Source organism: uncultured Kordia sp. (genome assembly GCF_947496985.1).
Taxonomy (GTDB): Bacteria; Bacteroidota; Bacteroidia; order Flavobacteriales; family Flavobacteriaceae; genus Kordia.
Window position 1 is genome coordinate 14565 of record NZ_CANMEZ010000006.1, and the last position, 21448, is coordinate 36012.

A 21448-nucleotide genomic window follows, 5' to 3' on the forward strand; every position below is an offset into this window, starting at 1 on the left:
ATTTTTACACTCAACATAGTGGCATGATCAGTTGGCAAATATAGGTAAGATTGCTTGATCATTTTACTAATAAAAAATTAAAATTTAGCTTTCACTGTTTGATTCTTCTTTTAGATAGATTTTTTCTACATACAAATCCATCATTACAAATTCATTATCAAATATTTACGTATAAACATTCACTTTTTACATTATTCACATTGTTTCGTTAATAAATGCCTGCAAAGTTCTTTTGTTTACGGTATTTTATGACTTACTTTTGATGCTTTCAAAAACTACTAACAAATACACAATGTCTGATAACAATTCATTAGAAAATTTAGTCACTCAAGTGCGAAGAGATATCTTGAGAATGGTACACAAAGTAAATTCTGGTCATCCAGGAGGTTCTTTAGGTTGTGCTGAATTTTTAGTCACTTTATACAATGATACCATGAAACTGAATGACGGTTTCGCAATGGATGGAAAAGAAGAAGATGTTTTCTTTTTGTCTAACGGTCATATTTCTCCTGTAATTTATAGCGTATTAGCACATCGTGGTTATTTTCCTGTGGAAGAGTTGAACACGTTTCGTTTGTTAGATTCTCGCCTACAAGGACATCCAACAACACATGAAGGTTTGCCAGGAATTCGTATTGCTTCTGGTTCTTTAGGACAAGGAATGTCAGTTGCTATCGGAACCGCTTTAACGAAGAAGTTAAACGGCGATAACCATTTGGTATATTCTTTACATGGTGATGGAGAACTACAAGAAGGTCAAATTTGGGAAGCTGCTATGTATGCTGCAGGGAATAATGTTGACAACTATATCGCAACAGTTGATTATAATAAGAAACAAATTGATGGTGCAACGGATGATGTATTGCCATTAGGTTCACTGCGTGCAAAATTTGAAGCTTTTGGTTGGGATGTTTTAGATATTAAAGACGGAAACAACATACAAGCTATTAAAGACGGATTAGCAGAAGCAAAGGCTAAAACTGGAAAAGGAAAACCTGTTTGTGTTTTATTACATACAGAAATGGGAAATGGTGTGGATTTTATGATGAATACACACGCTTGGCACGGAAAAGCGCCTAGCGATGAGCAGTTAGAAAGTGCTTTAGCGCAAAACCCTGAAACTTTAGGAGATTATTAAAAGCTAAGTTTTTAATTTTAAGTAGAACAACAACTAAAAAGATACCCGATTTCTCGGGCACACAGATGAAAAAATATACTAACACAGGAAATAAAGATACACGTTCAGGTTTTGGAGATGGATTGACAGAGCTTGGAAAGACAAATGAAAATGTTGTAGCACTTTGTGCAGATTTAACTGGATCATTAAAAATGGGTGATTTTAAAAATAATCATCCTGAACGTTTTTTTCAAATTGGAATTGCGGAAGCTAACATGATTGGAATTGCTGCAGGAATGACTATTGGTGGAAAGATTCCTTTTACAGGAACCTTCGCTAACTTTTCTACAGGACGTGTGTACGATCAAATTCGTCAATCAGTTGCGTATTCAGACAAGAATGTGAAAATTTGTGCTTCGCATGCAGGAATTACATTAGGAGAAGATGGTGCAACACACCAAATTTTAGAAGATATTGGTTTGATGAAGATGTTACCTGGAATGACTGTAATTAACACGTGTGATTACAACCAAACAAAAGCAGCTACGTTAGCAATTGCTGAATTTCACGGACCTGTATACTTACGTTTTGGACGTCCAAAAGTAGCTAACTTCACTCCTGTTGATCAAAAGTTTGAAATTGGGAAAGCTGTACAACTAACAGAAGGAACTGATGTAACTATTGTTGCAACTGGGCATTTGGTTTGGGAAGCATTACAAGCAGCCGAAACACTTGAAGCAGAAGGAATTTCTGCTGAAGTAATTAATATTCACACCATTAAACCTTTAGATGAAGAAGCAATTTTGGCTTCAGTTGCTAAAACTGGTTGTGTAGTTACTGCTGAAGAACATAACTTCTTAGGAGGTTTAGGAGAAAGTGTTGCTCGTACATTGGCCTTAAACACTCCTGCTCCACAAGAATTTGTAGCAACTCAAGATACATTTGGAGAGTCTGGTACACCTGCACAATTAATGGAAAAGTATGGTTTAAATGCTGCTTCTATTGTGAAAGCTTCTCAAAAAGTAGTAAAGCGTAAATAAGAAGATATTTATATATTAAAAAAGCTCTGCACTATTGTGGAGCTTTTTTTATACTATAGAACTTTAGCATATGTTTTGAATTTTGTGACATTAAGTTTAATCACTGAAACAAATCATGCAGAAGATCCCGATCTATAGCGGGATTAGTTCAACTTACAATATTGTATACGTTTCACAGACATTTCAACATTGAGTTTCCCTAAAATAATAGAAGTTAAAAAAAAACGTTTATATTGACACAACATTAATCTTAAAACATTAAAACAATGAAAAACAACCTATTATGTTTAATACTCCTATTTGCTTCAGCTAGTTGCTTTGCGCAATTTGGTGTGAAAGCAGGATTAAATTTCAACTCTAACGGAGAACTAAAAGAAGTTGTAACCGTGGGAGAAAATATTATTGAAGACAGCGGTGATGCAAAAGTTGGATATCATGTTGGAGCGTATTATAATATTGATTTAGGTAAATTATACTTACGTCCAGAGCTTGTGTATACCAAAACAAAAAGTGAGTACCAATCTAATGCATATGACATGTCTAAAATTGACGTTCCTGTATTATTAGGATTAGACGTCATTGGCCCTTTGAGTGTTTTTGCTGGACCAGCTTTTCAATATACTTTAGATAACGATTTTGAGAATGCTACGATTTCTGATGTTAAAAATGATATTACCGTAGGTTTCAACTTTGGTGCTATGGTAAAGATTGGAAATGTTGGACTAGATGTTCGTTATGAACGTGGTTTCTCTGAAAATGAAGCCAGTATTTTGGATAGTAATAATGTTCAAATAGGAACATTAGATTCAAGACCTAGTCAAATTATTTTTAGTCTTTCTTTAAAACTATAGGAAGAAAAAGTCATATAATAAAAAAGCACTTCTAACTTAATAGAAGTGCTTTTTTTATGTTGACTACTGTTGCTTCAAATTAATTTGCATCTAAATAATCTGGAGTTCCATCTCCATCAGTATCAGTAAATACAACTGTTGTAATAGTTGTTACTCCTGCATCATCCGTATCTCTTGTTTTTTCAACTTCGTTAGCAGCTAATACAGGCTCCATATCACCAGGATTTAATACATATGTATTTTGAACTATTTCATTTACTGTTGGTGTTCCATCTGCATCATCATCTGGATCAAGGAAGTTTGGTACTCCATCCCCGTCAGTATCATCATTTGTTACCTCATCATCTCCGTCTAAATCTTCCATAGAAGATAAAATTCCATCTGCATCATCGTCTCTAAATTGCACATCAAATATGTTGAAAGAGAAAATTAACTGAGAATATGTTGGAATTCCTGTTTGAAATGTTCCAAAATACCCTAATCCTGAAGGAAAGAATACAGCGCCTATTCCACCATTTCTAGCATTTAAAAAACCTCCTGTACCTTCTACAATGTCTTCTGCAGCATTAAATTCTGCAACTCCAACTTGAAATCCTTTTACTGTAGACACTAAACCTAGTGCTTGTTGTGTTAATCTAATATCAAAAGTTGACAAGTCTAATATTTGTCCTCTATACGTTAAGCTTACAGCATCTGCATTAGAATATGATTTTCCTCCACCTTGACGCAGTTTTAATACGTAGTAAGTATATTCAACATCAAAATATGTAATTGTTCTTGTTTCAACTTGAGAACTTAAAGGTGTTCTACCAGCGTTTGCACCTTCAATTTTACCAAAAGTCATCTGAAATGTATCATTTACAGCGCCGTCAGGATTCGTAAAATCGAATTCATCATAGTTATAAAAATGTGTATTTAAAAACTCAACCAACTCGGCATCATCTTCAATTTGTTGCTCTGCTCTATCTCGTACTTGAATAACAGCATTATCATCATCATTTTTACACGAAAAAATAACCGTACTCACGATTATCATTAGAAATGTAAATTTTATAAACTTCATCATTGTTTTTTAAATTTTGGGTTGCAAGATACAATTTTATCCTACTTTTGTATATTCTTTAACGTAGTTTTTAGAGATTTTATATGAGGATAGATAAATACCTTTGGTGTGTCCGTTATTTCAAGACACGAAACATAGCCACAACTGCCTGTAAGAAAGGGCACGTACGGATTAATGATGCGGTTGTAAAACCGTCAAGAGATGTATATCCGTCAGATAAGATTATTGTTCGAAAAAATCAAGTTCAACATCATTTAACAGTGTTAGATATTCCGCCAAATCGTGTAGGTGCAAAATTGGTTGATATTTACAGAGTTGATACTACTCCGAAAGAAAATTTTGATCATTTAGAATTGTTGAAACATGCAAAAGATCATTATCGCAAACAAGGAACTGGAAGACCTACCAAAAAAGATAGACGAGAAATTGATGATTATCTAGAGGATAATCTTGATGAAGACCAAAGTAATTACTAATTTTACTCAATAATCGAGCATTTAAAAAGATTTAGAGCTTGCCTCTGTATTAAATACAAATTCCTTATAAATGCTTCATGAGTTTACTCTGAAGTAATTTATTTAAATTTTTGAAGTTATGACCGTTACGGGAAATATTATACTCAATCATCAGCAAATTCAACATAAAACACGTAGAATAGCATATCAAATTCTGGAATCTAATGTCAATGAAGAAGAAATCATTGTAGCCGGAATTTCCAAAAATGGATTTGTTTTTGCAAAAAAAATCAAAGCTGAATTAGAAAAAATTACGACTGCTACTATTACCTTATGTGAAGTGATGATTAACAAAAATGAACCACTTCAAGCCGTAACAACTTCATTAACCCAAGAACAATACATCAATAAGCCATTGGTATTAATTGATGATGTATTGAATTCAGGTACAACTTTAATTTACGGTGTAAAGCACTTTTTAGAAGTTCCTTTGAAGAATTTTAAAACAGCGGTACTTGTTAATAGAAATCATAAAAAATACCCTATAAAAGCCGATTTTAAAGGAATTTCCTTATCTACATCTATTCAAGAACATATTGATGTTGTTTTTGAAGACAATCAGAGCAAAGCTTTTTTAATTTAAGATTGCTTTTATTTCCTCAACCAATTCCTTTATTTCTTTTTTATCTGTAAACACGGTATGTGTCGCTTCTTGATAGAACGTATTACGTTCAAATAGATGCTTTCCTATAAATTCTGGCAAATCTTCATCTGTAATAGCGCTAATGAGCGGACGCTGCGATTTTTCATCTTTTACTCTATTGATAATTTCTGGAATAGACGTTTGCAAATAGAACGTATGTTCCGTGTATTCATGAATTAGTTTCATATTATTAGCGTAACAAGGTGTTCCACCTCCTAATGAAATAATAGTAGCTTCTTTGGTTTCTAAAATTTCTTTTAAATACTGATGCTCTTTCATTCGAAAATAGATTTCCCCTTTAGATACAAAAATTTCACGGATAGAAAGTTTTTCTTTTTTTTCTATATAAATATCTAAATCGATCACTGGAAGTTTTAATTCTTGTCCTAATAATTTAGAAACAGAACTCTTTCCACTTGCCATATATCCTAAAAGTACGATTGTCATTTTTTCAATTATAATTAATTTATTTTTAAGTGCTTACAAAAATCAGAAAAAAAAAGATAAAATTATATTAAAAAAGACTTGAAAAATAAAATTATGATGTTATATTTGCACCCGCATTCAGGGAATTATTTATAGTTCTTTTTGTGAATGACCTGGTAGCTCAGTTGGTAGAGCATCTCCCTTTTAAGGAGAGGGTCCTGGGTTCGAGCCCCAGCCAGGTCACTAAGTGATAAAAGCTAAAAAGTTTAAAATTGTCACAAATAATAAAATTATCAAGGTCTATGACCTGGTAGCTCAGTTGGTAGAGCATCTCCCTTTTAAGGAGAGGGTCCTGGGTTCGAGCCCCAGCCAGGTCACAAAAGTTAAGCAATCGCTTAACTTTTTTGTTTTATATTTACTACTATTGTAAAACTTATATAGTACTTACCGAAGTGCTGGAATTGGTAGACAGGCATGGTTGAGGGCCATGTGTTCATTAGAGCGTGTGGGTTCGACTCCCATCTTCGGTACTGAATGGGACAAACGAACATTTTTGTTTTTTTGTCCCTTTTTATTTCTATCAAAAACTACTGATAATGAACTAATTAATTCCAAAACACTATTGGGGTTTGTGGTTCGACAACGATCACTTTCTTTATTATATAGGATTCCATGAGGAAATAACAAGTTTTGTAATTTCTGTTTTTCCGAATAACTACCTAAACCCCACATATTGTCCAAGTTATGTGATGATTGCAACGATTTTTCAATGTAATTATCAAAGTTCGATTTTTCTAAACTCGTTTTTTTGATTTCTTATTCTATTACTTTCAAATTGGATTTTAAAACTTCTGAATACCTCTTAAATTCTTGTTTTTTTGTCCATAAATCTACTTTTTACTGTAGATTAGACTCATTTTAGGGAAATACCAATTAACGTATAAAACAAGCCGTTTGTTGACTTATTGATTATTTTTATTTTAAGTGTTTTATTTTTAGTTTAAATCATAATTGTATACATCTATTGATATAGTTTTTAGAAAAAGTTTTACAGATATTGAAATCATTTGAACTTTTTTAAAGTAGTTAGAGTTGCTTAATTTATTTCAACTGGTTAAAACCCTCAATGTATTGCCTTTTATTACATTGAGGGTTCTTTATGATTTTTTAATAGTTACCATAGTTAGCTAACTTTTCTAAAATGAACATTAAAAATCAAGTCATCCTAAAGAAACCTATTGCACATCGTGGATTACATGATGGAAACCTATCTATTCCTGAAAATACTTTACTAGCTTTTGAAAAAGCTATCGAAAAGAAATTACCAATAGAATTAGATGTACAAATTATAAAAGATGGAACTCTAATTATTTTTCACGACACCAATTTAATTCGCTGTTGTAAACGAAGAATTAGGATAGAAAATTTAACCTATACAGCGTTAAAAGGATTTACCATTTTTAACAGTAAGTATACGATTCCTACATTAAAAGAAGTTTTAAAATTGGTAGATGGAAGTGTCCCTATCTTGATAGACATAAAAAACTACACCATTCAAAAAAGATTAGAGAAAACACTGCTAGTTGAATTGGAAAACTACAAAGGATTTATCATGCTTCAGTCATTCAACCCTTTTACAGTAAATTGGTTAAAGACACACACAAGTTATGCTACCGGTTATTTAGTTTCAAAGTATAATTATTTACATTTCTTTAATTATTTTTTGATGGAAATGAAAAATCCTATTGATTTTCTCTCTGTAGATAAACGATTTGTAAGCTCTAAATACTTTAAAAACTTATCTAAAAAAAACATTCCTGTGTTACTATGGACATTGAATGAAATAAACGAAATCTATACTTTAAAAGATTCTTATGATAATTATATTTTCGAAAATTTCATTCCTTAATACACAATCACTAAAGACATATTTTGAAGTAACTCTTGGAGAAGTATCTATTAAAGAATCGTATTTCAAATCTCACAAGATTTATTTATAAGCGCCAATAATTTTTAAATCAACATGAAAATTGAAAAAAGAATATAAATTCTCTTTTACATATACTTGAAGTTTATACTATATTTAATATTGGATTTTCTTCATCTCCTATTACTATTTCTATACTTTTCTTTTCCGTTTCCTTCGTTGGTAAATTAATTATAATGGTATACTTTACATTATTATCTACATCAAGTGTTATAGCTTTCATCTTACAGGTCTATTTTTAGAATATCGTTTTACAAATCAGAATATGACTTATTTGTAGTTTGTATTTTACAACTGTATTCGTCTTTATACATTATTCAATATTAATTAATGTTTTAGGGCAAAACAATACAGGAATTCCCCCAATTTTAGTGTAATCGATATATTATTAAGTATTTAGAGTATTTTAGCTATCTCCATGACACAACTTTTATTATATATTATTAAAAATAAAAACCTTACTTTTTTAGTATTTCTATTTTATGTTTATACTAGTCAAAGTCAAGAAAAATTGCAGCTTGATAGTATTCTGTCTTTAGGAAAAGAATACATAAAACAGAAGGATTATAAAAAGACATTAACACTTTACAACAATAATTTATTTCAAAATCAAAAATCGACTGATCATGTTCTATTATTATCTGAAATAGGAGATATACACTATAGACTAAAACAGTACAAACAGTCATGTCTCTTTTATAAAAAGGCAATTAGTATAGATAGTTCAATCACCATAGTAGCAAGGAATTATTTAAATTTATCCTATTCCTACAGAAAACTAACAAATCGTGATAGCGCTCTCTTTTTTGCCTCTAAATTATTGAATATTCAAAAACGAATTTCTCCTTCACGTACTAAGTATGATTCTCAATATAAACTAGGTTTAATTTTTAAGAGCTATGATATGCATGATACTGCCTTATCACTTTTATTATCTGCCTACGATGGATTTCTGAGTATGAATAATGAAAAAAAACTTGCCAATATATGTAATAATATAGCTCATATTCAACGTATTTTAGGAAATACTAATACCTCATTAACTTACTATCATAAAGGGCTCGTTTTAGAAGAGAAGTTAAACAATTACACAGGAATTGCTTTAGTTTATAATAATATTGGAAATGCACATAAATCATTAAAAAAATTAGACTCTGCTTTACATTATTATCAAAAATCTATTAAAATAAAAGAAGAGAGAGCGTTAAGAAATAAAGGATTTACACTACACAACATTGGCACTGTTTTGTATATGAGAAATGATTTAAACAACTCAAAGAAATATTACCAAAAAGCTTTAAAGGCTAAAAAATCACAAAAAGACTCAATAACAACAATTTATACATATAATGAACTTGCATTAATAGCTTTAAAGGAAGCTGAGTATGCAGTTGCAAAACGTTATTTAGACTCATCTAAACAATATATTGAAGAGATTAACGAAGCAACTTTACGATGGTATGAAATACAGACAGAGTTAAATTATACTGAAAAAAATTATATAAAGGCATATGAATATCAAAAAGCGTATATAGAAGCATATAAATATTTATTCGACACTAAAAAGACCAAAGCTATAATTGATAATCAGGAAAAGTTTGATACTGCAAATAAAATTAAAAAGATAGAAAATTTACAAACTGAGAATGAAATTACAGTTAAAACACTTGACAAAACAAATAAATTTTTAATTAGTATTTCTATCTTATTCATTACCCTATTGATTTTATATTTCATTACCAGACAACGACAAAAGTTAAGAATACAAGAAGAAGATATTAATAATTTAAAAAAGTTGTTTAAAAGTCAAGATTTAATAAGAAATAAAATAGGGCGTGATTTACATGACATTGTAAAATCTAGATATGAAGGCATTCGTTTAATGATTATTTCTTTATATAGAAGCACCGATTTAAAGAATAATGTTAAAGATATCACTCAAGAAATTATAGCTGCAAATGAGCAAGTGCGAATGTTGTCGCACCGACTTTCTCCTTTAGATCAACGTATAAGACATTCTACACTATCTCAAATTATCAAAGCAGAATTAAATAAATTACAATTATATACTAATATAGAAGTTACTACACCTACTGAATTCCCAATAATATGGAATCAAATGAATCTTGATGCCAAAAATCATGTATATGGAATTTTTCTTGAAGCAATTAATAACATTCGAGATCATTCTAATGCTTCCGAAGTAATTATAGCGCATAAAATTAAAGACAATGATATTACTGAAGTTTCCATATCAGACAATGGAAAAAGAGATACAATTATAGTTTACGAAGGAATCGGTATTGGCAATATGAAAAGCAGAGCCAAACTATTGAAAGGCGAATTAACAATTACAACAACAAAAGAAGAGTTTAAAATATGCTTAAACTTTCCTGTAAGAGAAAATATAGATGAAGAAAACTAATCTATTAATTATAGAAGATTCTAGAGTTTTTGCTAAAGGATTATCAATGTTATTAAGTCCGTTAAAAGCAATTGATTCCATTTTTATAGCGTTGAACTATGAAGATGCTATGCAATGTTTAAAGTCCGAAAATATTTCTATTGCGATTTTAGATCTTCATTTTAGAGTTGCTACTTATGACGGATTTACAATAGCAGAAAAGCTTTCTGTTAATTTTCCTTTTGTAAAAATTATGATTTTATCTGATTATGTACAAACTGATTATTATTATCGCCTTTTTGAGAATACAAGTGTGAAAGCTTATATAGACAAGCAATGCGATGAAAGCGAACTGTTTGAAGGAGTTCGTTCGCTTATGAATAATGAAATTTATCTATGTGCATCAATTGAAAAATTAAAAGAGATCGAAAAATGGATGATTCTTACAAAACGAGAAAAAGAAGTCGTAAAATTGTTAGTAAAAGGGTTTACGCAATCAAAAATTTCCCGTATCTTGTTTATTGCAGAAAAAACTGTTGGTAGGCATGTGATGAATTTATTACGAAAATTTGAAGTGAAAAACACAGCAGAATTAGTTGCTAAATATGTAGCTTATAAAAATTCTAATGATGAAGATGTAGATAGTTGTACACCTCCTTTTCAACAAATATAAGAGAGAGTAGTACCTCCACAAAGATACTACTCTACAATTTTAATCAGCACTACTTAATTATTTAGTTACTGAGAATGGATCAACTTCTTTTTCCTCCTCTTGTGACGGAGGCGGATCTACAGAGAGTTCTTCTTTATCATCAAGAATACTTTCTGGCGTGCATGCTGTTGTAATTATAAAAAAGAACAACACCATAACGAAAATTAAATACTTTTCCATTTGGACACGTTTTAAAGTGCCCTGATCAGGTAGACTGTTGCCGCAAACAGTCTTTTTGGGTTTGACTTCACGTCTTGTACAAGAGTATTCCCCTCGAAATACAAAACAAATGTCAACTATATAAAAGAGTTAAAAGGAAACTCTGTGAGAGTCTGTGAGTATATGTTAATGTATGTTAGTAAATGTTAAAAAAGTTAATGCATAAATGAAAAATCGAAGTTTTGAAGAGTTAAAAAGGGATTATGAAAAAGCTAAAAAAGAAGAGTCTTTAAAGTATTTAATGAATCCAACACCGTCAAATGTGTTTAAGTGTTTAAATGATTTTATTACACTTACAGAAGTTAGTAAAGTGCAAGAAAAAGCAATATTAGCGTATTTTCTAAAAACCAAAGGAGATATTTCTGAGCTTGTTAGATTAGAAGGTGCTAGTGCATATAGAGTAGTTCAGAATTTTTTTAATGGAATATCTACAAATCCAGATACTCCTGGAATTAGACCTTTACTAAACATTTTACTTGATTTTGATCTTAGTTACAACACAAGTTCAGATGTAATCATCCCAGAAATTATAGAAGAAAACACAATCAAAGAAAAGTCAAGAAGTAATAGTCGAATAAGAATATCAGATATTAGTAGTGGAAAGACTACCAAAATACACATAAAAGAAAATAGAAAATTAGACGATTTGGATATTGAAAAAATTAAGTCTGGAGAAGATACAGAACTAGATATTTAAGAATACTTCTTTACACAAGCTTCCTTAACTAACTATTTTAGTTTCAAATTTTCACAAACAGTATTTCAAGTTGTTACTTTCCACATTTCGATTTATAATTGTCAATAATTTTAATAAAATTATCTAGCATAAATATTCGTTCATATTCACGCTCCATAAAGGCTTCTCTTTCTTTTTTAGGAAGTTTTTTAGATTCCTTCTTTATTGCTTTTATTTTTTTCCTATAGGTTTTCATGAACTCTTTTGACTGCTCCTTGGACACTTTAGCATAGTTGTAATTTTCATACTGTGTAACGAAAGCATCGCAGTCCTTCCCTATTTCTTTAAGCGTAGCAACAAACTTATCTGAAATCAATTTTGTGTTAAACATACCACCTGAAAAATCTATCGGATTTATAACAACATTATCATCAGGATGATTTAGATAATAATAAATACCTGATAACGTTGGCGGCATTGTTCTTTGAGAACTAAAACCGTTCTTATGTTCCGTATACGAATCTACCGTAATTAATTTAAATCCATAAATATTGAGACTATCGCTGTAGCGAAGTGGTAACAATATATTTTCTGCTATGGTAACTAAATTCAAATTTTTGTCAAACTCTTTTATTGTTAAACTTTTGAATTTAAACGTACTTCCATTTTTCACATTTTCAATAATTAATGTTTGGATAGAATTATTTGGAATCTCTATTTTTTTGGATTTATTCGGTTTTATAATAACCTTTTGCTTCTTTAATCTTTTCAAGCTTAAAGGTTTAAAAGAAGGCATCATAGTATACTTTTGCTTCAATCCTGTAGATAAGGAAGAAATCCGAACAGCATTGTATTGTTGCTGAGTACTATCTTTAAAATGAATTGTAACGTTATATTTAGTTTTATCGTTAATATCTGAATAAAAATCCTGAGAAAACGCGTATTGACTGACAATGAATGTAATGATAGAAACAAAAATTTTTACTTTCATAAGAACGTGAGTATTTAAATTTTGTACAATTGTTTTTTAGATCGAAATTAATTAAGCCTAAATATAAGCGAAACAGTCGTTTAGTAAAAGTTACATATCTGACAATTCACGGAATTCTTGAAATATAGATACTATAACTGATGTTTATTCAAATATAATTCATTTCAGTTAATGGTTTTTAGATAGCTAATAATAACAAAACTCTACTTGCTTTTACACAATAATAAACAACTGATTTACAGAAATTTAAGATTAAATCTCATTTATATCAAATTACAAGTCTACATCAACACAAAAACAACATAAACCACTATTTTTCAGTGACTTAACAAAAAGCAGCTACAATACAATAGTTCCTTGTTGTAGTATTGTTGTATAGATAACTGTAGGTTAACCTATTACAATTTATAAATCAGGATAAGCAGTCTTTTTCTGTAGCTTTTTTAATACCTAACTTGAATGGACAATTAAAACTTTTATATCATGAAAAGAAAAAATTTAAAATCATTGAAGTTGAACAAAAAGTCAATCTCAACATTAGAGAATTTTATTGGAGGATTAAGAGCTCCTTTAGATTCTAATCAAGGATCTCAACATGATTCAAAATGTGGGTATTCTTGTACTCCGGCATTATGCTAAGACCATTCATATAAGGTAAATCTAAGTTTACTTTTATATTTTAAACCATTTTAATCATGCAAATATGTATGACTAAAATTAAAAAGAAGTACCATTTTTATTATCAAACAATTAAATAGTAATATTATGAAAAAAAGAGATTTAAAATCATTAAGATTAAACAAGAAATCAATTTCAAACTTAAGACATGAAGCTATTGTTGGTGGACGCATGTCAACTCCACAAGGATGTAGTGGCTCACAAAATGATTCACAATGTGGTTTATCTTGTGATCCTGCACTATGTAAAAATGAATTGGACGCACCAGTTAACTAAATTTACAATGCGAACTTCGGTTCGCATTTTTATCTTTCTTCAAACTCAGGGCAATCCAATCGGATGTCATTCGTTTTTAATACTTTTTCTAAAAGTTTACAGTAACTAGTATTTCCATTTTTTTCATAAAATCTACAACCAAAACAAGTTCGCTGTACACTTAATACATCTGTTTGATTGAGCTTATATATCAACTCGCTTATTGTTTTAAAAATACTGTTTAATTCAGCTTCATCAAACGTATCTAGTTGTGTTTTTAAAGGTGTTGCAAAATCATTGGTTTCTACTAACGTTTGTTTTCCTATTTCAGTTAACTGAATTGTATAACTGCGTTGATCAGTTGGAGAAAAATCTTTAAAAATAATTCCTTTTTTATCTAAAACCTTTATTGCATCACTAATTGTAGGCTTTGTAATATTAAATTCTTTTGCAAGATGACTTACATTACATAATTCAGACTTATGAAATGCTACAAACAATACGATTTGAATTTGAATAGGACTCAAGCCTATGTGTTTTGCTTTTTTCCACAGCAATAGCTTGAAAACTTCCGAAATGCGTTCAAGCCCAATAACTATTTTGCCTGAAATATCTTGTGGTACATTTGGATTGAATATATTTTGATCTTCCATAAAAAAACCTGCCGAAGTTAGTGTTCGACAGGCAAAGTTAGTAATCCTAATTAAATTAATTACAATTTTCCATTTCTATAATGAAATATCCTTTTTCTTCAATTGATGCTATTATTTCATCTGAAGCGTTTGCTATATGACAAAATCTACATTCTTTCGTCGTTATTTTTTTTCCTTCTACTGCTTTTGATTGTAAGTAATCTGCACCATACGAAAAGATTTTATCTTCGTCTGTAAGACTACTTGGTACTAAAATATCAAAATGCATTACTTTACTATTATTACGTTTTACATACGTATCCCAAACTGAAACTTTCATAATTATTGTACTTTATATGGTAATGATAAATTTCCACTAGCAACACTAAACACTTCATATACACCTAACATTGGTAGATTTTTATTACTTGTATTTACTTTCATAAATGCAGTCACACCATCATACTTGAAATTTGTTTGATTGTTAATTCTGTAATCAGGAACAATTACTTTTATAGTGTTACTTTTAGTAATTACTGGATATCCTGGAGAATCCATATACATTGGCATTCCTGGATTTGTTGGCGGAAGTACAACTGTTTTATCATCTTTACGAATTTGCTTTACAGAAAGTCCTCCAGCAACTCGTTCATCTTTATGTAAAACAACCCAATGCGGATGCCATACAATTCCGTCATTATCGAACTTATTATCAGCATTTTCATCCCATAATGGCGTATCATCAAAATCTGGATGTGAAGTTAATGCTAATGCAACAATTCCGTCCGTTTCGTTAAATCCAACATCGGTAGGTTTCAATGTTGTAGGAAACACGTACCCTAAGACTGGCGCTCCATCTAATTGACCAACTTTTACAGGTGTTGTATTTCCTGCTTTTCCAGATACATTGATTTCCCAAATGGTTACGCCTAAATCTTTATTATGACGTATTTTAACATTCTTAATTGCAAAGTCTTCATTCTTATAAGTACTTTCTTGCGCACATGAACTTGTGCTAATTGCCAAAAATAATATTGTGGTAATTGATATGATAATTGATTTCATGATTTCTATTTTAAATTAGGACTCCTAATTTTATAGGGTTAAATTAAGCTTTTACATCTTCAATAGAAGCTCCAAAATTGATATGTAGTACGTTTTTTGTTGGTGTTAGCAACGCTGGAACCGACTTCACTCCTACTTGCTCCGCTTCGGCAATTCTATTTTTGTCTTCTCCAATGTTTACTATTTCTACATTTTGTTCTCCTATCAAGTTAATGATATCGTGTTCTGCACTCACGCATACAGGACAACCTGCATGATAAAAAATTGATGTACTCATGTTTTATATTTTTAAGTTTCTGCATTATTGCGACACAAATATAGTTAGGATTCCTAACTTATGCAAATAAACATTTTACCAATGCGATAAAATTATTTGTTTCATAAAGTATTTTAACTTCTACAAGAAACCTTTTAATAATTTCCCAAAAGAATCTAATTGTACATTTTCAAGTTGAAGTGTTCTATAAAAAATAAGTAGTATTACATAATTATGATTGAGAATACAAAAGTATAGAACTGAAAAATTTGAACATATATCCAAAAGCTCCTATTAGCGCTATCCAAAACTGATAGTTTTTATCCTTTTTATATACAGTATTAAGAATTAAAAAAAGCAGAGTTAATAAAAAAAGTATGAATGCAATAATTTCAAAATATTGCATTACTTCTAAAAAACGAACTTGATTATATGTGAATGTATTAAAATCTATTGTTAAATATAATTGCAACACACTAATAATCATAATCCAAATTATAAAGTGAAATGCCCATTTACTGTAATTGATATACTTCATACAGTCTAAATTACGTAAAAGTTATTCAACATATTTCAAAATATCTCCTGGTTGACATTCTAATGCTTTGCAAATTGCAACTAATGTGCTAAACCTGACCGCTTTAGCTTTTCCATTTTTTAATATAGAAAGATTTGACAAAGTAACGCCTACTTTTTCAGAGAGTTCGTTTAATGACATTTTTCGTTTTGCCATCATTACATCTAAATCTACTACAATTCCCATAGTTATACCGTTAATTCGTTTTCAGCTTGCATTGCAGCTCCTTTTTTGAATAATTTGGCTAACACATATACCAAACCAGCCAAAAATATAAATTCTCCTGCAATGAGATCAGCAATAATACCTGTTGAAACATTAAGGATTGCTACATGAATATTATGCACTATTGCCAATATTCCTACGCCAAAAATAGTATAACTTATTTTATGTAATAAATCAACGACTCTTTTATTAAATGGTTTTTCAACATTAATTTCACTTAACAATTTTGCTCCAAATAAAGCAATATAAGCTTGCATCACATACAATAAAACAAAATACATCACAATAATGGTATAATGAATAAAGCTATAGCTTTCATAGCGTGATAAATCCATTCCTTTATATAAATCTTTTGCCGCTTCTGGATTATTGACACTTACACCAAATGACATCAGAATTGCTCCAGCTTTTATCAAAAGTCCTAAAAAGGCTATCCAAGCAAGTAAACGCATTAGTTTTAATAACTTCTCTGTCTTAAAATTCATAATATGGTTTTTCAATTACACATCAAATAACGCTATATTTTTATTGATAAACAATAAATTTTTATTTTTAATTGATAATTATAGATTCAAATGAATATTCAAAATTTAAATAGTAAGAAAAAATACACTAAAATTAAATATTAAACCTACTTACAATCAATTTGTTATACGTATAAATTTATACTTTAAATTCATAAAATACGAGCATACGTTCTTTTATATACATCTTGTTTTCAATAACTTTAATTCATTATTAACCATGAAAAAAGTTAAATTATGTTACACAAAATTTTAAATGTAAAAGGTACCGAAGTACTAGACAAGGCAACTCAAACAAAAATCAATGGAGGAACTTTACGTCCTCTTTGTGGACGTTCATGCTATTTACTTCCAGATTGTACAGATAGTCTTGGTTGTCCTGTTCCAAACAGACCAGAATGTGTTAACTTCTGCTAGTTAATCATTTCATTTTTAAAGAAAAAAGCGAGCTGTATGGCTCGCTTTTGAATTCTTATATTTTATGCTTAATAATTAAAAGTAATCATTTTTTCTACTAATATGATCTGACTTTAACCACAAATGGAAAATCTTTTTTTATATTTTTCAAATGCATGGATTTAGTTACAAGATTAAAATCGATGACAGGTAAACCTAAATTTTTAATGGTTGCCAACATAGAAAGACGATCGTAACCAATCTTTTAATGTTTCTGGAGAATTTACACATGGAATATCTACCAGAGCAATTAAACTTAATGTCGTTTGTTGTATTTCAGATGGCTTTATAACACCAACACGTTATAAAACTGTGTCAGGCTACACAACATTATCTATATCAATTACATACAACTTCCCTGTTTTAAGTATCCATGAAGTGTCTTGAATCGATTTTTGAACCACATTAAAACTGGCATAAGATCTTTCCAATACTTTTCTCCATTGACAACTAAAATTGTTTTTATGATATATATACTTGTATTGTAAGATACATACAAGACTTAGCTTTATTCCATTCTTTTTAAATATACTTTTCTTCCAGGTCCAACTGTTAAACTGATTGTTTTATTATCAATCCAATTGATTTTAAATGTTCCCTCTCCTGGTCTCTTTTTTTCTGAACTGATCGATAATTCTTTTGTCTCTTTATTATATTCCCAGTTTCCAGTTCTATTAGTTGTATCAAATGTATTTCCACCTTTTAACACTCCATCTGCTTGAAAATCCATCCATCGACCACTTGTCTCTCTTACTTCTCCATCTGAGTTTTCCATTTTAAATAATTCCCACTTTCCAACTACAGATTCGTTGCTTTGAAAAGATAAAAAACTAAAAATAGTTACAATTACAAGTAGTGCTTTAATATGCTTCATGATGTTTTTTGTTTAATTACGAATGGCTAATATCTAACTTTTCAGTTATATAATTGTTTTACAAGTTGTATTAATTTATAAAATGACTTTTATTTTGTATAAATTGTTTAGCTAATTGTATACTTTACAAGTATTTATATTTAATCATTTTGACTTTCCTCTTTCCCTTTAATCATCTTCATACGTTCTTTATCTGCTTTATCTGCTAACTCCTTATTAGTAGGGTCTTTTATAGATGCTTTTTGTGCTTCTATATATGATTCTGGGCAGTTAGAACATCTTGCTTCAAAAAATGTTTCTGCTGGTATTATTCTTAGTATCATACCAACAGCTCCAATAATACAAACACGTAGAATCATTCTTTTATAAAATGAAGCATCATTTGTAGTACTTCCGTTTTTCATGATTGACACTATCAAAACAATACCCGTCATTATTAAGCCTGTTTGCAAATTTGCATATCCAAATGGCCATAACATATACACAAAAAGTATTCCAATTACTAATACTGAAAGCACAAATCCTGTTAAAACGCTTCCAATAATTCTCATTGACTTTACTCCTTCATACGCCTTTCTATTTCCAATATTTTTTAGTCCTATAGAGTTGAAAAGTAGAAATCCACCAAAGAAATAGCATAATGACAATAGTAGCATTGAAAGTGTAAATAACTCTAATCCAAATGGTACTGGAAAAACCAGTATAAGTAACATTAGTAGTATAGATAGACCTCCAAGTATTTTTTCAAATTTCCCCATTTAGTTTCTATTCGTTAAAGTTTGATAACAAAGATAACAGAAACTCTACAGACGAAAGGTTTTACAGGTTATTTTGAAGACTTTCATTTTTTAGATCATGATTTTTTTCGTTTTAAAACAAAAAAGAGATTTCATTTTTCTACTTTTACAACAATGCGATTCTATATAAAACATCTACTAACTTTTTTAAAAGCTGCTGCTATTTCACTTTTGTTTGGAATTAGTTGGGCAATTACTTTTTATAGTATCGATACATATGCAGCACATTCTATTCAACGATATAGAAGTGACTTCTTCCTAGAAATTATTGTTTTTTTCTTTAGCGGACTCATAGGTGCATTCCTATTCTTTATATTAATGCGTAGTCTAGAATTCTTATTTTCTTTATTTATTTCTAAATCGTAGATTTTTATCTAAAACTATATCTAAATTAACAACTGAACGTACTAAGTTTAAGGTATTCCCGTATACATTTATTCTAACAATTAATTAATTTAAATTATTAATTAACAACCATTTAAACTTACATCATGAAGAAAAAAAATCTAAATTCATTGAAACTTAACAAAAATCTTATTTCTAATTTTAAAACTCATAATGTAGAAATTATAGGAGGCGCTTCGGACACAGGAAGAGTTTGCTGTGATCCGAATTTTACAAGAGATTGTGAACCAATTGAAATTCCAACTATAGACATTCCAACGATAAATGACAGTTGTTTTTCTTGGTGTGCCGACAAGTGTAATGATTTCTAAAATTAGAAATACGCACGTAAGTTTCAGACGGTTTTCACTTAAATTCATTGTTAAAATTTATAAATAACGACTAAGGTTTTCACTATACATTTCTTTTTTTATTATACCTAAGCATAAAACAATCTAACTTTAAAAACTTACGATTAAACAAGAATCAATTTCAGCATTAAAAGAAGGTAAAGCTCCGAAAGGCCTAGTTTCAGTTCTTAACATTTGTAATACTGGATGCGACTCACCTGTACACACTTATAGAATTATCAACTGTAATTTAACAGTAGTTGGCTGTCAAGCTGATAAATAGAAAAAGGTATTTCTTAATAAATAGATCGTCATTTATAAATGGCGATCTATTTTGTTTTTATAGCGTTTCTGCTCTTCATAAATTTATATAAATATTAAATATATAAACCATGAAAAAAAGAAAGTTAAATGGATTACAACTAAAGAAACAAGTTGTATCTGCTTTGAATCAAAACTCTATAACTGGAGGAGCAGCTAATGAAAAATTTACTGTTACCTGTGCTAGACCAATTGGCAATTGCACAATTGCATTAACAGTGCAGCCTGAAGTTTGCCATACATTACCTAGACCTCTTGGAAATTGTACTGTACAGTATAGTATTCAGGTTTGGTGTCAGACACAAGGGAAAGACTGTTAACCATTTTTTTTAACTAAAAGCTGTCAATATTGGCAGCTTTTTTTATATCCAAAAACATTATTAAGAATGATTCTTATTAGCAGAGAAATGAAATCTAAGGTTGAAAAACCAATAAAAAACATTATTTTTGTTCAAGTTGCAAAAAAAAAGATTGAACAGATGGAGTGTGTAAAAACCAAGTTTAGTATAAAAGACTTAGAGAATCTCTCGGGAGTCAAAGCGCATACTATTCGTATTTGGGAGAAACGATATAGCTTATTAGCCCCTGACAGAACTGATACAAATATCAGAACATACGATATTAAAAGTTTGCAAAAATTACTCAATATAACGTTACTATACAAGAATGGTTATAAGATTTCTAAAATTGCTCAGATACCAGAAGATAAAATTCATATTCTAGTCAGAGAAATTGCTACAGAAAAAAATTTACACAATCAAGCATTGAATTCTTTTAAACTTTCTATGCTTAATTTTGATTACAGTCTTTTTTATAATACATATAACAAACTTTTAGCCGAACAATCATTTAGAGAAATCTTTTTTGACACTTTTATTCCGTTACTAAATGAGCTTGGAGTTTTATGGCATACCAACACTATCAATCCTGCGCATGAACATTTCATCTCTAGTTTGGTGAAACAAAAAATAATTCTGAATACAGAAAGAATACAAACTTTAGAGAAATCTAATAAGACAAAAACCTTTGTTTTATTCTTACCTGAAAATGAAATTCACGAAATTGGATTACTCTATTTAAACTACGAATTACAGCTAAAAGGATATCATACCATATATCTTGGACAAACAATTCCTATTGATAGTTTGACAAATATTCATAACTTCTTCCCTGAATTACATTTTATTTCTTACTTTACAGTAACACCATCTGATGATAAAATCGAAAGTTATATTGAGGAGTTTAATGACAAAATAGGTTTAGAAACACATCATCTGTGGCTTCTAGGTTATCAAGCAAGAAATGTGAAGAACAATAAAAACTTCAAACACCTGAAAATTTTCAAATCCATTGAAAATTTAGTTAAAGAAATCTAAAATTATATTCCATTTTGTTTAACTTTTTACTACA

General features: G+C 29.8%; 29 protein-coding genes and 3 tRNA genes. 19 read left to right on the forward strand and 13 right to left on the reverse strand.

The annotated features are described in order from the left end of the window. Positions 1-292 precede the first annotated feature (292 nt). From Q0828_RS15535 to Q0828_RS15545, 3 genes are all read left to right on the forward strand, one after another. Positions 293-1138, forward strand: coding sequence for a transketolase (locus Q0828_RS15535; protein WP_298423012.1), 846 nt, complete (start codon positions 293-295; stop codon positions 1136-1138). A gap of 65 nt (positions 1139-1203) precedes the next feature. Beyond that, positions 1204-2157 carry a transketolase C-terminal domain-containing protein gene (locus Q0828_RS15540; protein ID WP_298423014.1) on the forward strand — a complete coding sequence of 318 codons (954 nt, stop codon included), beginning with the start codon at positions 1204-1206 and terminating at the stop codon, positions 2155-2157. 266 nt (positions 2158-2423) lie between these two features. Further along, positions 2424-3008 (forward strand): outer membrane beta-barrel protein, encoded by a 585-nt coding sequence (locus tag Q0828_RS15545; RefSeq protein ID WP_298423017.1) that lies wholly within the window; start codon positions 2424-2426, stop codon positions 3006-3008. Between the two features lie 79 nt (positions 3009-3087). On the opposite strand, the gene Q0828_RS15550 is transcribed toward Q0828_RS15545, so the two are convergent. Then, the gene (locus Q0828_RS15550) at positions 3088-4074 is read right to left on the reverse strand and encodes a hypothetical protein (protein ID WP_298423020.1); all 987 of its coding nucleotides are present in this window, start codon (positions 4072-4074) and stop codon (positions 3088-3090) included. 80 nt (positions 4075-4154) lie between these two features. On the opposite strand from Q0828_RS15550, the gene Q0828_RS15555 reads away from it, so the two are divergent. Both Q0828_RS15555 and Q0828_RS15560 read left to right on the forward strand, forming a co-directional pair. Next, complete coding sequence (locus Q0828_RS15555; RefSeq protein WP_298423023.1) at positions 4155-4547, forward strand: RNA-binding S4 domain-containing protein; 393 nt, start codon at positions 4155-4157, stop codon at positions 4545-4547. A gap of 118 nt (positions 4548-4665) precedes the next feature. After that, a complete protein-coding gene (locus tag Q0828_RS15560; protein WP_298423028.1) occupies positions 4666-5169 on the forward strand; it encodes a phosphoribosyltransferase family protein in 504 nt (167 codons plus the stop codon). Here Q0828_RS15560 and Q0828_RS15565 read toward each other — a convergent pair. Then, positions 5161-5676: a shikimate kinase gene (locus tag Q0828_RS15565; protein WP_298423031.1), complete on the reverse strand. Its 516-nt coding sequence runs from the start codon at positions 5674-5676 to the stop codon at positions 5161-5163. The two genes, Q0828_RS15560 and Q0828_RS15565, sit on opposite strands and share 9 nt — an antisense overlap. Positions 5677-5825: 149 nt before the next feature. On the opposite strand from Q0828_RS15565, the gene Q0828_RS15570 reads away from it, so the two are divergent. The 4 genes from Q0828_RS15570 to Q0828_RS15585 all read left to right on the forward strand — a co-directional run bounded on the left by Q0828_RS15570 (position 5826) and on the right by Q0828_RS15585 (position 7564). After that, a tRNA-Lys gene (locus Q0828_RS15570) sits at positions 5826-5898 on the forward strand. Positions 5899-5959: 61 nt separating this feature from the next. After that, a tRNA-Lys gene (locus Q0828_RS15575) sits at positions 5960-6032 on the forward strand. A gap of 69 nt (positions 6033-6101) precedes the next feature. After that, a tRNA-Leu gene (locus Q0828_RS15580) sits at positions 6102-6185 on the forward strand. A gap of 671 nt (positions 6186-6856) precedes the next feature. Further along, positions 6857-7564 (forward strand): glycerophosphodiester phosphodiesterase family protein, encoded by a 708-nt coding sequence (locus Q0828_RS15585; RefSeq protein ID WP_298423034.1) that lies wholly within the window; start codon positions 6857-6859, stop codon positions 7562-7564. A gap of 163 nt (positions 7565-7727) precedes the next feature. On the opposite strand, the gene Q0828_RS15590 is transcribed toward Q0828_RS15585, so the two are convergent. Further along, positions 7728-7865 (reverse strand): hypothetical protein, encoded by a 138-nt coding sequence (locus Q0828_RS15590; protein WP_298423037.1) that lies wholly within the window; start codon positions 7863-7865, stop codon positions 7728-7730. A 195-nt stretch (positions 7866-8060) separates the two neighbouring features. Here Q0828_RS15590 and Q0828_RS15595 point away from each other — a divergent pair, with 195 nt between their 5' ends. Next, positions 8061-10067 (forward strand): tetratricopeptide repeat-containing sensor histidine kinase, encoded by a 2007-nt coding sequence (locus Q0828_RS15595; RefSeq protein ID WP_298423040.1) that lies wholly within the window; start codon positions 8061-8063, stop codon positions 10065-10067. Then, positions 10054-10719, forward strand: coding sequence for a response regulator transcription factor (locus tag Q0828_RS15600; RefSeq protein WP_298423044.1), 666 nt, complete (start codon positions 10054-10056; stop codon positions 10717-10719). Before Q0828_RS15595 ends, Q0828_RS15600 begins: the two co-directional genes overlap by 14 nt. A 57-nt stretch (positions 10720-10776) precedes the next feature. Here the strand turns inward: Q0828_RS15600 and Q0828_RS15605 are convergent, their stop codons facing one another. Continuing rightward, positions 10777-10938 (reverse strand): hypothetical protein, encoded by a 162-nt coding sequence (locus tag Q0828_RS15605; RefSeq protein ID WP_298423046.1) that lies wholly within the window; start codon positions 10936-10938, stop codon positions 10777-10779. A gap of 205 nt (positions 10939-11143) precedes the next feature. Between Q0828_RS15605 and Q0828_RS15610 the strand changes: the two genes are divergently transcribed. Then, positions 11144-11674 carry a hypothetical protein gene (locus tag Q0828_RS15610; RefSeq protein WP_298423049.1) on the forward strand — a complete coding sequence of 177 codons (531 nt, stop codon included), beginning with the start codon at positions 11144-11146 and terminating at the stop codon, positions 11672-11674. Between the two features lie 73 nt (positions 11675-11747). Here the strand turns inward: Q0828_RS15610 and Q0828_RS15615 are convergent, their stop codons facing one another. Further along, positions 11748-12644 carry a hypothetical protein gene (locus Q0828_RS15615; RefSeq protein ID WP_298423051.1) on the reverse strand — a complete coding sequence of 299 codons (897 nt, stop codon included), beginning with the start codon at positions 12642-12644 and terminating at the stop codon, positions 11748-11750. Between the two features lie 483 nt (positions 12645-13127). Here Q0828_RS15615 and Q0828_RS15620 point away from each other — a divergent pair, with 483 nt between their 5' ends. Both Q0828_RS15620 and Q0828_RS15625 read left to right on the forward strand, forming a co-directional pair. After that, complete coding sequence (locus tag Q0828_RS15620) at positions 13128-13283, forward strand: hypothetical protein (RefSeq protein WP_298423054.1); 156 nt, start codon at positions 13128-13130, stop codon at positions 13281-13283. Positions 13284-13409: 126 nt separating this feature from the next. After that, positions 13410-13598, forward strand: coding sequence for a hypothetical protein (locus tag Q0828_RS15625; protein WP_298423057.1), 189 nt, complete (start codon positions 13410-13412; stop codon positions 13596-13598). Positions 13599-13627: 29 nt separating this feature from the next. Here the strand turns inward: Q0828_RS15625 and Q0828_RS15630 are convergent, their stop codons facing one another. From Q0828_RS15630 to Q0828_RS15655, 6 genes are all read right to left on the reverse strand, one after another. Further along, positions 13628-14230, reverse strand: coding sequence for a MarR family winged helix-turn-helix transcriptional regulator (locus tag Q0828_RS15630; protein ID WP_298423060.1), 603 nt, complete (start codon positions 14228-14230; stop codon positions 13628-13630). A 55-nt stretch (positions 14231-14285) separates the two neighbouring features. Beyond that, positions 14286-14549, reverse strand: a complete 264-nt coding sequence (locus Q0828_RS15635) for a DUF2024 family protein (protein WP_298423063.1) — start codon at positions 14547-14549, stop codon at positions 14286-14288. 2 nt (positions 14550-14551) lie between these two features. Beyond that, positions 14552-15274 carry a hypothetical protein gene (locus Q0828_RS15640; RefSeq protein ID WP_298423066.1) on the reverse strand — a complete coding sequence of 241 codons (723 nt, stop codon included), beginning with the start codon at positions 15272-15274 and terminating at the stop codon, positions 14552-14554. A 43-nt stretch (positions 15275-15317) separates the two neighbouring features. Next, positions 15318-15551 (reverse strand): thioredoxin family protein, encoded by a 234-nt coding sequence (locus Q0828_RS15645; RefSeq protein WP_298423069.1) that lies wholly within the window; start codon positions 15549-15551, stop codon positions 15318-15320. A 538-nt stretch (positions 15552-16089) separates the two neighbouring features. After that, positions 16090-16293, reverse strand: a complete 204-nt coding sequence (locus Q0828_RS15650) for a helix-turn-helix transcriptional regulator (protein ID WP_298423072.1) — start codon at positions 16291-16293, stop codon at positions 16090-16092. 2 nt (positions 16294-16295) lie between these two features. Continuing rightward, positions 16296-16817 carry a DUF2975 domain-containing protein gene (locus tag Q0828_RS15655; protein ID WP_298423075.1) on the reverse strand — a complete coding sequence of 174 codons (522 nt, stop codon included), beginning with the start codon at positions 16815-16817 and terminating at the stop codon, positions 16296-16298. 276 nt (positions 16818-17093) lie between these two features. Between Q0828_RS15655 and Q0828_RS15660 the strand changes: the two genes are divergently transcribed. Further along, the gene (locus tag Q0828_RS15660; protein WP_298423078.1) at positions 17094-17273 is read left to right on the forward strand and encodes a hypothetical protein; all 180 of its coding nucleotides are present in this window, start codon (positions 17094-17096) and stop codon (positions 17271-17273) included. 547 nt (positions 17274-17820) lie between these two features. Here Q0828_RS15660 and Q0828_RS15665 read toward each other — a convergent pair. Together Q0828_RS15665 and Q0828_RS15670 are read right to left on the reverse strand one after the other, a co-directional pair. Beyond that, positions 17821-18186: a glycoside hydrolase family 43 C-terminal domain-containing protein gene (locus Q0828_RS15665; protein WP_298423081.1), complete on the reverse strand. Its 366-nt coding sequence runs from the start codon at positions 18184-18186 to the stop codon at positions 17821-17823. Between the two features lie 140 nt (positions 18187-18326). Next, on the reverse strand, positions 18327-18899 hold the full coding sequence (locus Q0828_RS15670) for a hypothetical protein (RefSeq protein ID WP_298423084.1): 573 nt from the start codon (positions 18897-18899) through the stop codon (positions 18327-18329). A gap of 198 nt (positions 18900-19097) precedes the next feature. Here Q0828_RS15670 and Q0828_RS15675 point away from each other — a divergent pair, with 198 nt between their 5' ends. The 4 genes from Q0828_RS15675 (at position 19098) to Q0828_RS15690 (ending at position 21414) form a co-directional block, all read left to right on the forward strand. Further along, the gene (locus tag Q0828_RS15675) at positions 19098-19349 is read left to right on the forward strand and encodes a hypothetical protein (protein ID WP_298423087.1); all 252 of its coding nucleotides are present in this window, start codon (positions 19098-19100) and stop codon (positions 19347-19349) included. Between the two features lie 125 nt (positions 19350-19474). After that, positions 19475-19699: a hypothetical protein gene (locus Q0828_RS15680; RefSeq protein WP_298423090.1), complete on the forward strand. Its 225-nt coding sequence runs from the start codon at positions 19475-19477 to the stop codon at positions 19697-19699. 410 nt (positions 19700-20109) lie between these two features. Beyond that, on the forward strand, positions 20110-20358 hold the full coding sequence (locus Q0828_RS15685; protein WP_298423092.1) for a hypothetical protein: 249 nt from the start codon (positions 20110-20112) through the stop codon (positions 20356-20358). A 159-nt stretch (positions 20359-20517) separates the two neighbouring features. Further along, positions 20518-21414, forward strand: a complete 897-nt coding sequence (locus Q0828_RS15690) for a MerR family transcriptional regulator (RefSeq protein WP_298423095.1) — start codon at positions 20518-20520, stop codon at positions 21412-21414. Positions 21415-21448: the final 34 nt, after the last annotated feature.

Excerpts from the sequence above, each read along its gene's own strand:
- Q0828_RS15675 (WP_298423087.1), top strand. The coding sequence starts at position 19,098 with ATGCGATTCTATATAAAACATCTACTAACTTTTTTAAAAGCTGCTGCT.
- Q0828_RS15535 (WP_298423012.1), top strand. The coding sequence starts at position 293 with ATGTCTGATAACAATTCATTAGAAAATTTAGTCACTCAAGTGCGAAGA.
- Q0828_RS15625 (WP_298423057.1), top strand. The coding sequence starts at position 13,410 with ATGAAAAAAAGAGATTTAAAATCATTAAGATTAAACAAGAAATCAATT.
- Q0828_RS15540 (WP_298423014.1), top strand. The coding sequence starts at position 1,204 with ATGAAAAAATATACTAACACAGGAAATAAAGATACACGTTCAGGTTTT.
- Q0828_RS15690 (WP_298423095.1), top strand. The coding sequence starts at position 20,518 with ATGGAGTGTGTAAAAACCAAGTTTAGTATAAAAGACTTAGAGAATCTC.
- Q0828_RS15600 (WP_298423044.1), top strand. The coding sequence starts at position 10,054 with ATGAAGAAAACTAATCTATTAATTATAGAAGATTCTAGAGTTTTTGCT.
- Q0828_RS15605 (WP_298423046.1), bottom strand. The coding sequence starts at position 10,938 with ATGGAAAAGTATTTAATTTTCGTTATGGTGTTGTTCTTTTTTATAATT.
- Q0828_RS15685 (WP_298423092.1), top strand. The coding sequence starts at position 20,110 with ATGAAAAAAAGAAAGTTAAATGGATTACAACTAAAGAAACAAGTTGTA.
- Q0828_RS15545 (WP_298423017.1), top strand. The coding sequence starts at position 2,424 with ATGAAAAACAACCTATTATGTTTAATACTCCTATTTGCTTCAGCTAGT.
- Q0828_RS15645 (WP_298423069.1), bottom strand. The coding sequence starts at position 15,551 with ATGAGTACATCAATTTTTTATCATGCAGGTTGTCCTGTATGCGTGAGT.
- Q0828_RS15585 (WP_298423034.1), top strand. The coding sequence starts at position 6,857 with ATGAACATTAAAAATCAAGTCATCCTAAAGAAACCTATTGCACATCGT.
- Q0828_RS15620 (WP_298423054.1), top strand. The coding sequence starts at position 13,128 with ATGAAAAGAAAAAATTTAAAATCATTGAAGTTGAACAAAAAGTCAATC.
- Q0828_RS15650 (WP_298423072.1), bottom strand. The coding sequence starts at position 16,293 with ATGGGAATTGTAGTAGATTTAGATGTAATGATGGCAAAACGAAAAATG.
- Q0828_RS15635 (WP_298423063.1), bottom strand. The coding sequence starts at position 14,549 with ATGAAAGTTTCAGTTTGGGATACGTATGTAAAACGTAATAATAGTAAA.
- Q0828_RS15630 (WP_298423060.1), bottom strand. The coding sequence starts at position 14,230 with ATGGAAGATCAAAATATATTCAATCCAAATGTACCACAAGATATTTCA.
- Q0828_RS15655 (WP_298423075.1), bottom strand. The coding sequence starts at position 16,817 with ATGAATTTTAAGACAGAGAAGTTATTAAAACTAATGCGTTTACTTGCT.
- Q0828_RS15670 (WP_298423084.1), bottom strand. The coding sequence starts at position 18,899 with ATGTTACTTATACTGGTTTTTCCAGTACCATTTGGATTAGAGTTATTT.
- Q0828_RS15615 (WP_298423051.1), bottom strand. The coding sequence starts at position 12,644 with ATGAAAGTAAAAATTTTTGTTTCTATCATTACATTCATTGTCAGTCAA.
- Q0828_RS15660 (WP_298423078.1), top strand. The coding sequence starts at position 17,094 with ATGTTACACAAAATTTTAAATGTAAAAGGTACCGAAGTACTAGACAAG.
- Q0828_RS15560 (WP_298423028.1), top strand. The coding sequence starts at position 4,666 with ATGACCGTTACGGGAAATATTATACTCAATCATCAGCAAATTCAACAT.
- Q0828_RS15665 (WP_298423081.1), bottom strand. The coding sequence starts at position 18,186 with ATGAAGCATATTAAAGCACTACTTGTAATTGTAACTATTTTTAGTTTT.
- Q0828_RS15550 (WP_298423020.1), bottom strand. The coding sequence starts at position 4,074 with ATGATGAAGTTTATAAAATTTACATTTCTAATGATAATCGTGAGTACG.
- Q0828_RS15595 (WP_298423040.1), top strand. The coding sequence starts at position 8,061 with ATGACACAACTTTTATTATATATTATTAAAAATAAAAACCTTACTTTT.
- Q0828_RS15565 (WP_298423031.1), bottom strand. The coding sequence starts at position 5,676 with ATGACAATCGTACTTTTAGGATATATGGCAAGTGGAAAGAGTTCTGTT.
- Q0828_RS15680 (WP_298423090.1), top strand. The coding sequence starts at position 19,475 with ATGAAGAAAAAAAATCTAAATTCATTGAAACTTAACAAAAATCTTATT.
- Q0828_RS15590 (WP_298423037.1), bottom strand. The coding sequence starts at position 7,865 with ATGAAAGCTATAACACTTGATGTAGATAATAATGTAAAGTATACCATT.
- Q0828_RS15640 (WP_298423066.1), bottom strand. The coding sequence starts at position 15,274 with ATGAAATCAATTATCATATCAATTACCACAATATTATTTTTGGCAATT.
- Q0828_RS15610 (WP_298423049.1), top strand. The coding sequence starts at position 11,144 with ATGAAAAATCGAAGTTTTGAAGAGTTAAAAAGGGATTATGAAAAAGCT.
- Q0828_RS15555 (WP_298423023.1), top strand. The coding sequence starts at position 4,155 with ATGAGGATAGATAAATACCTTTGGTGTGTCCGTTATTTCAAGACACGA.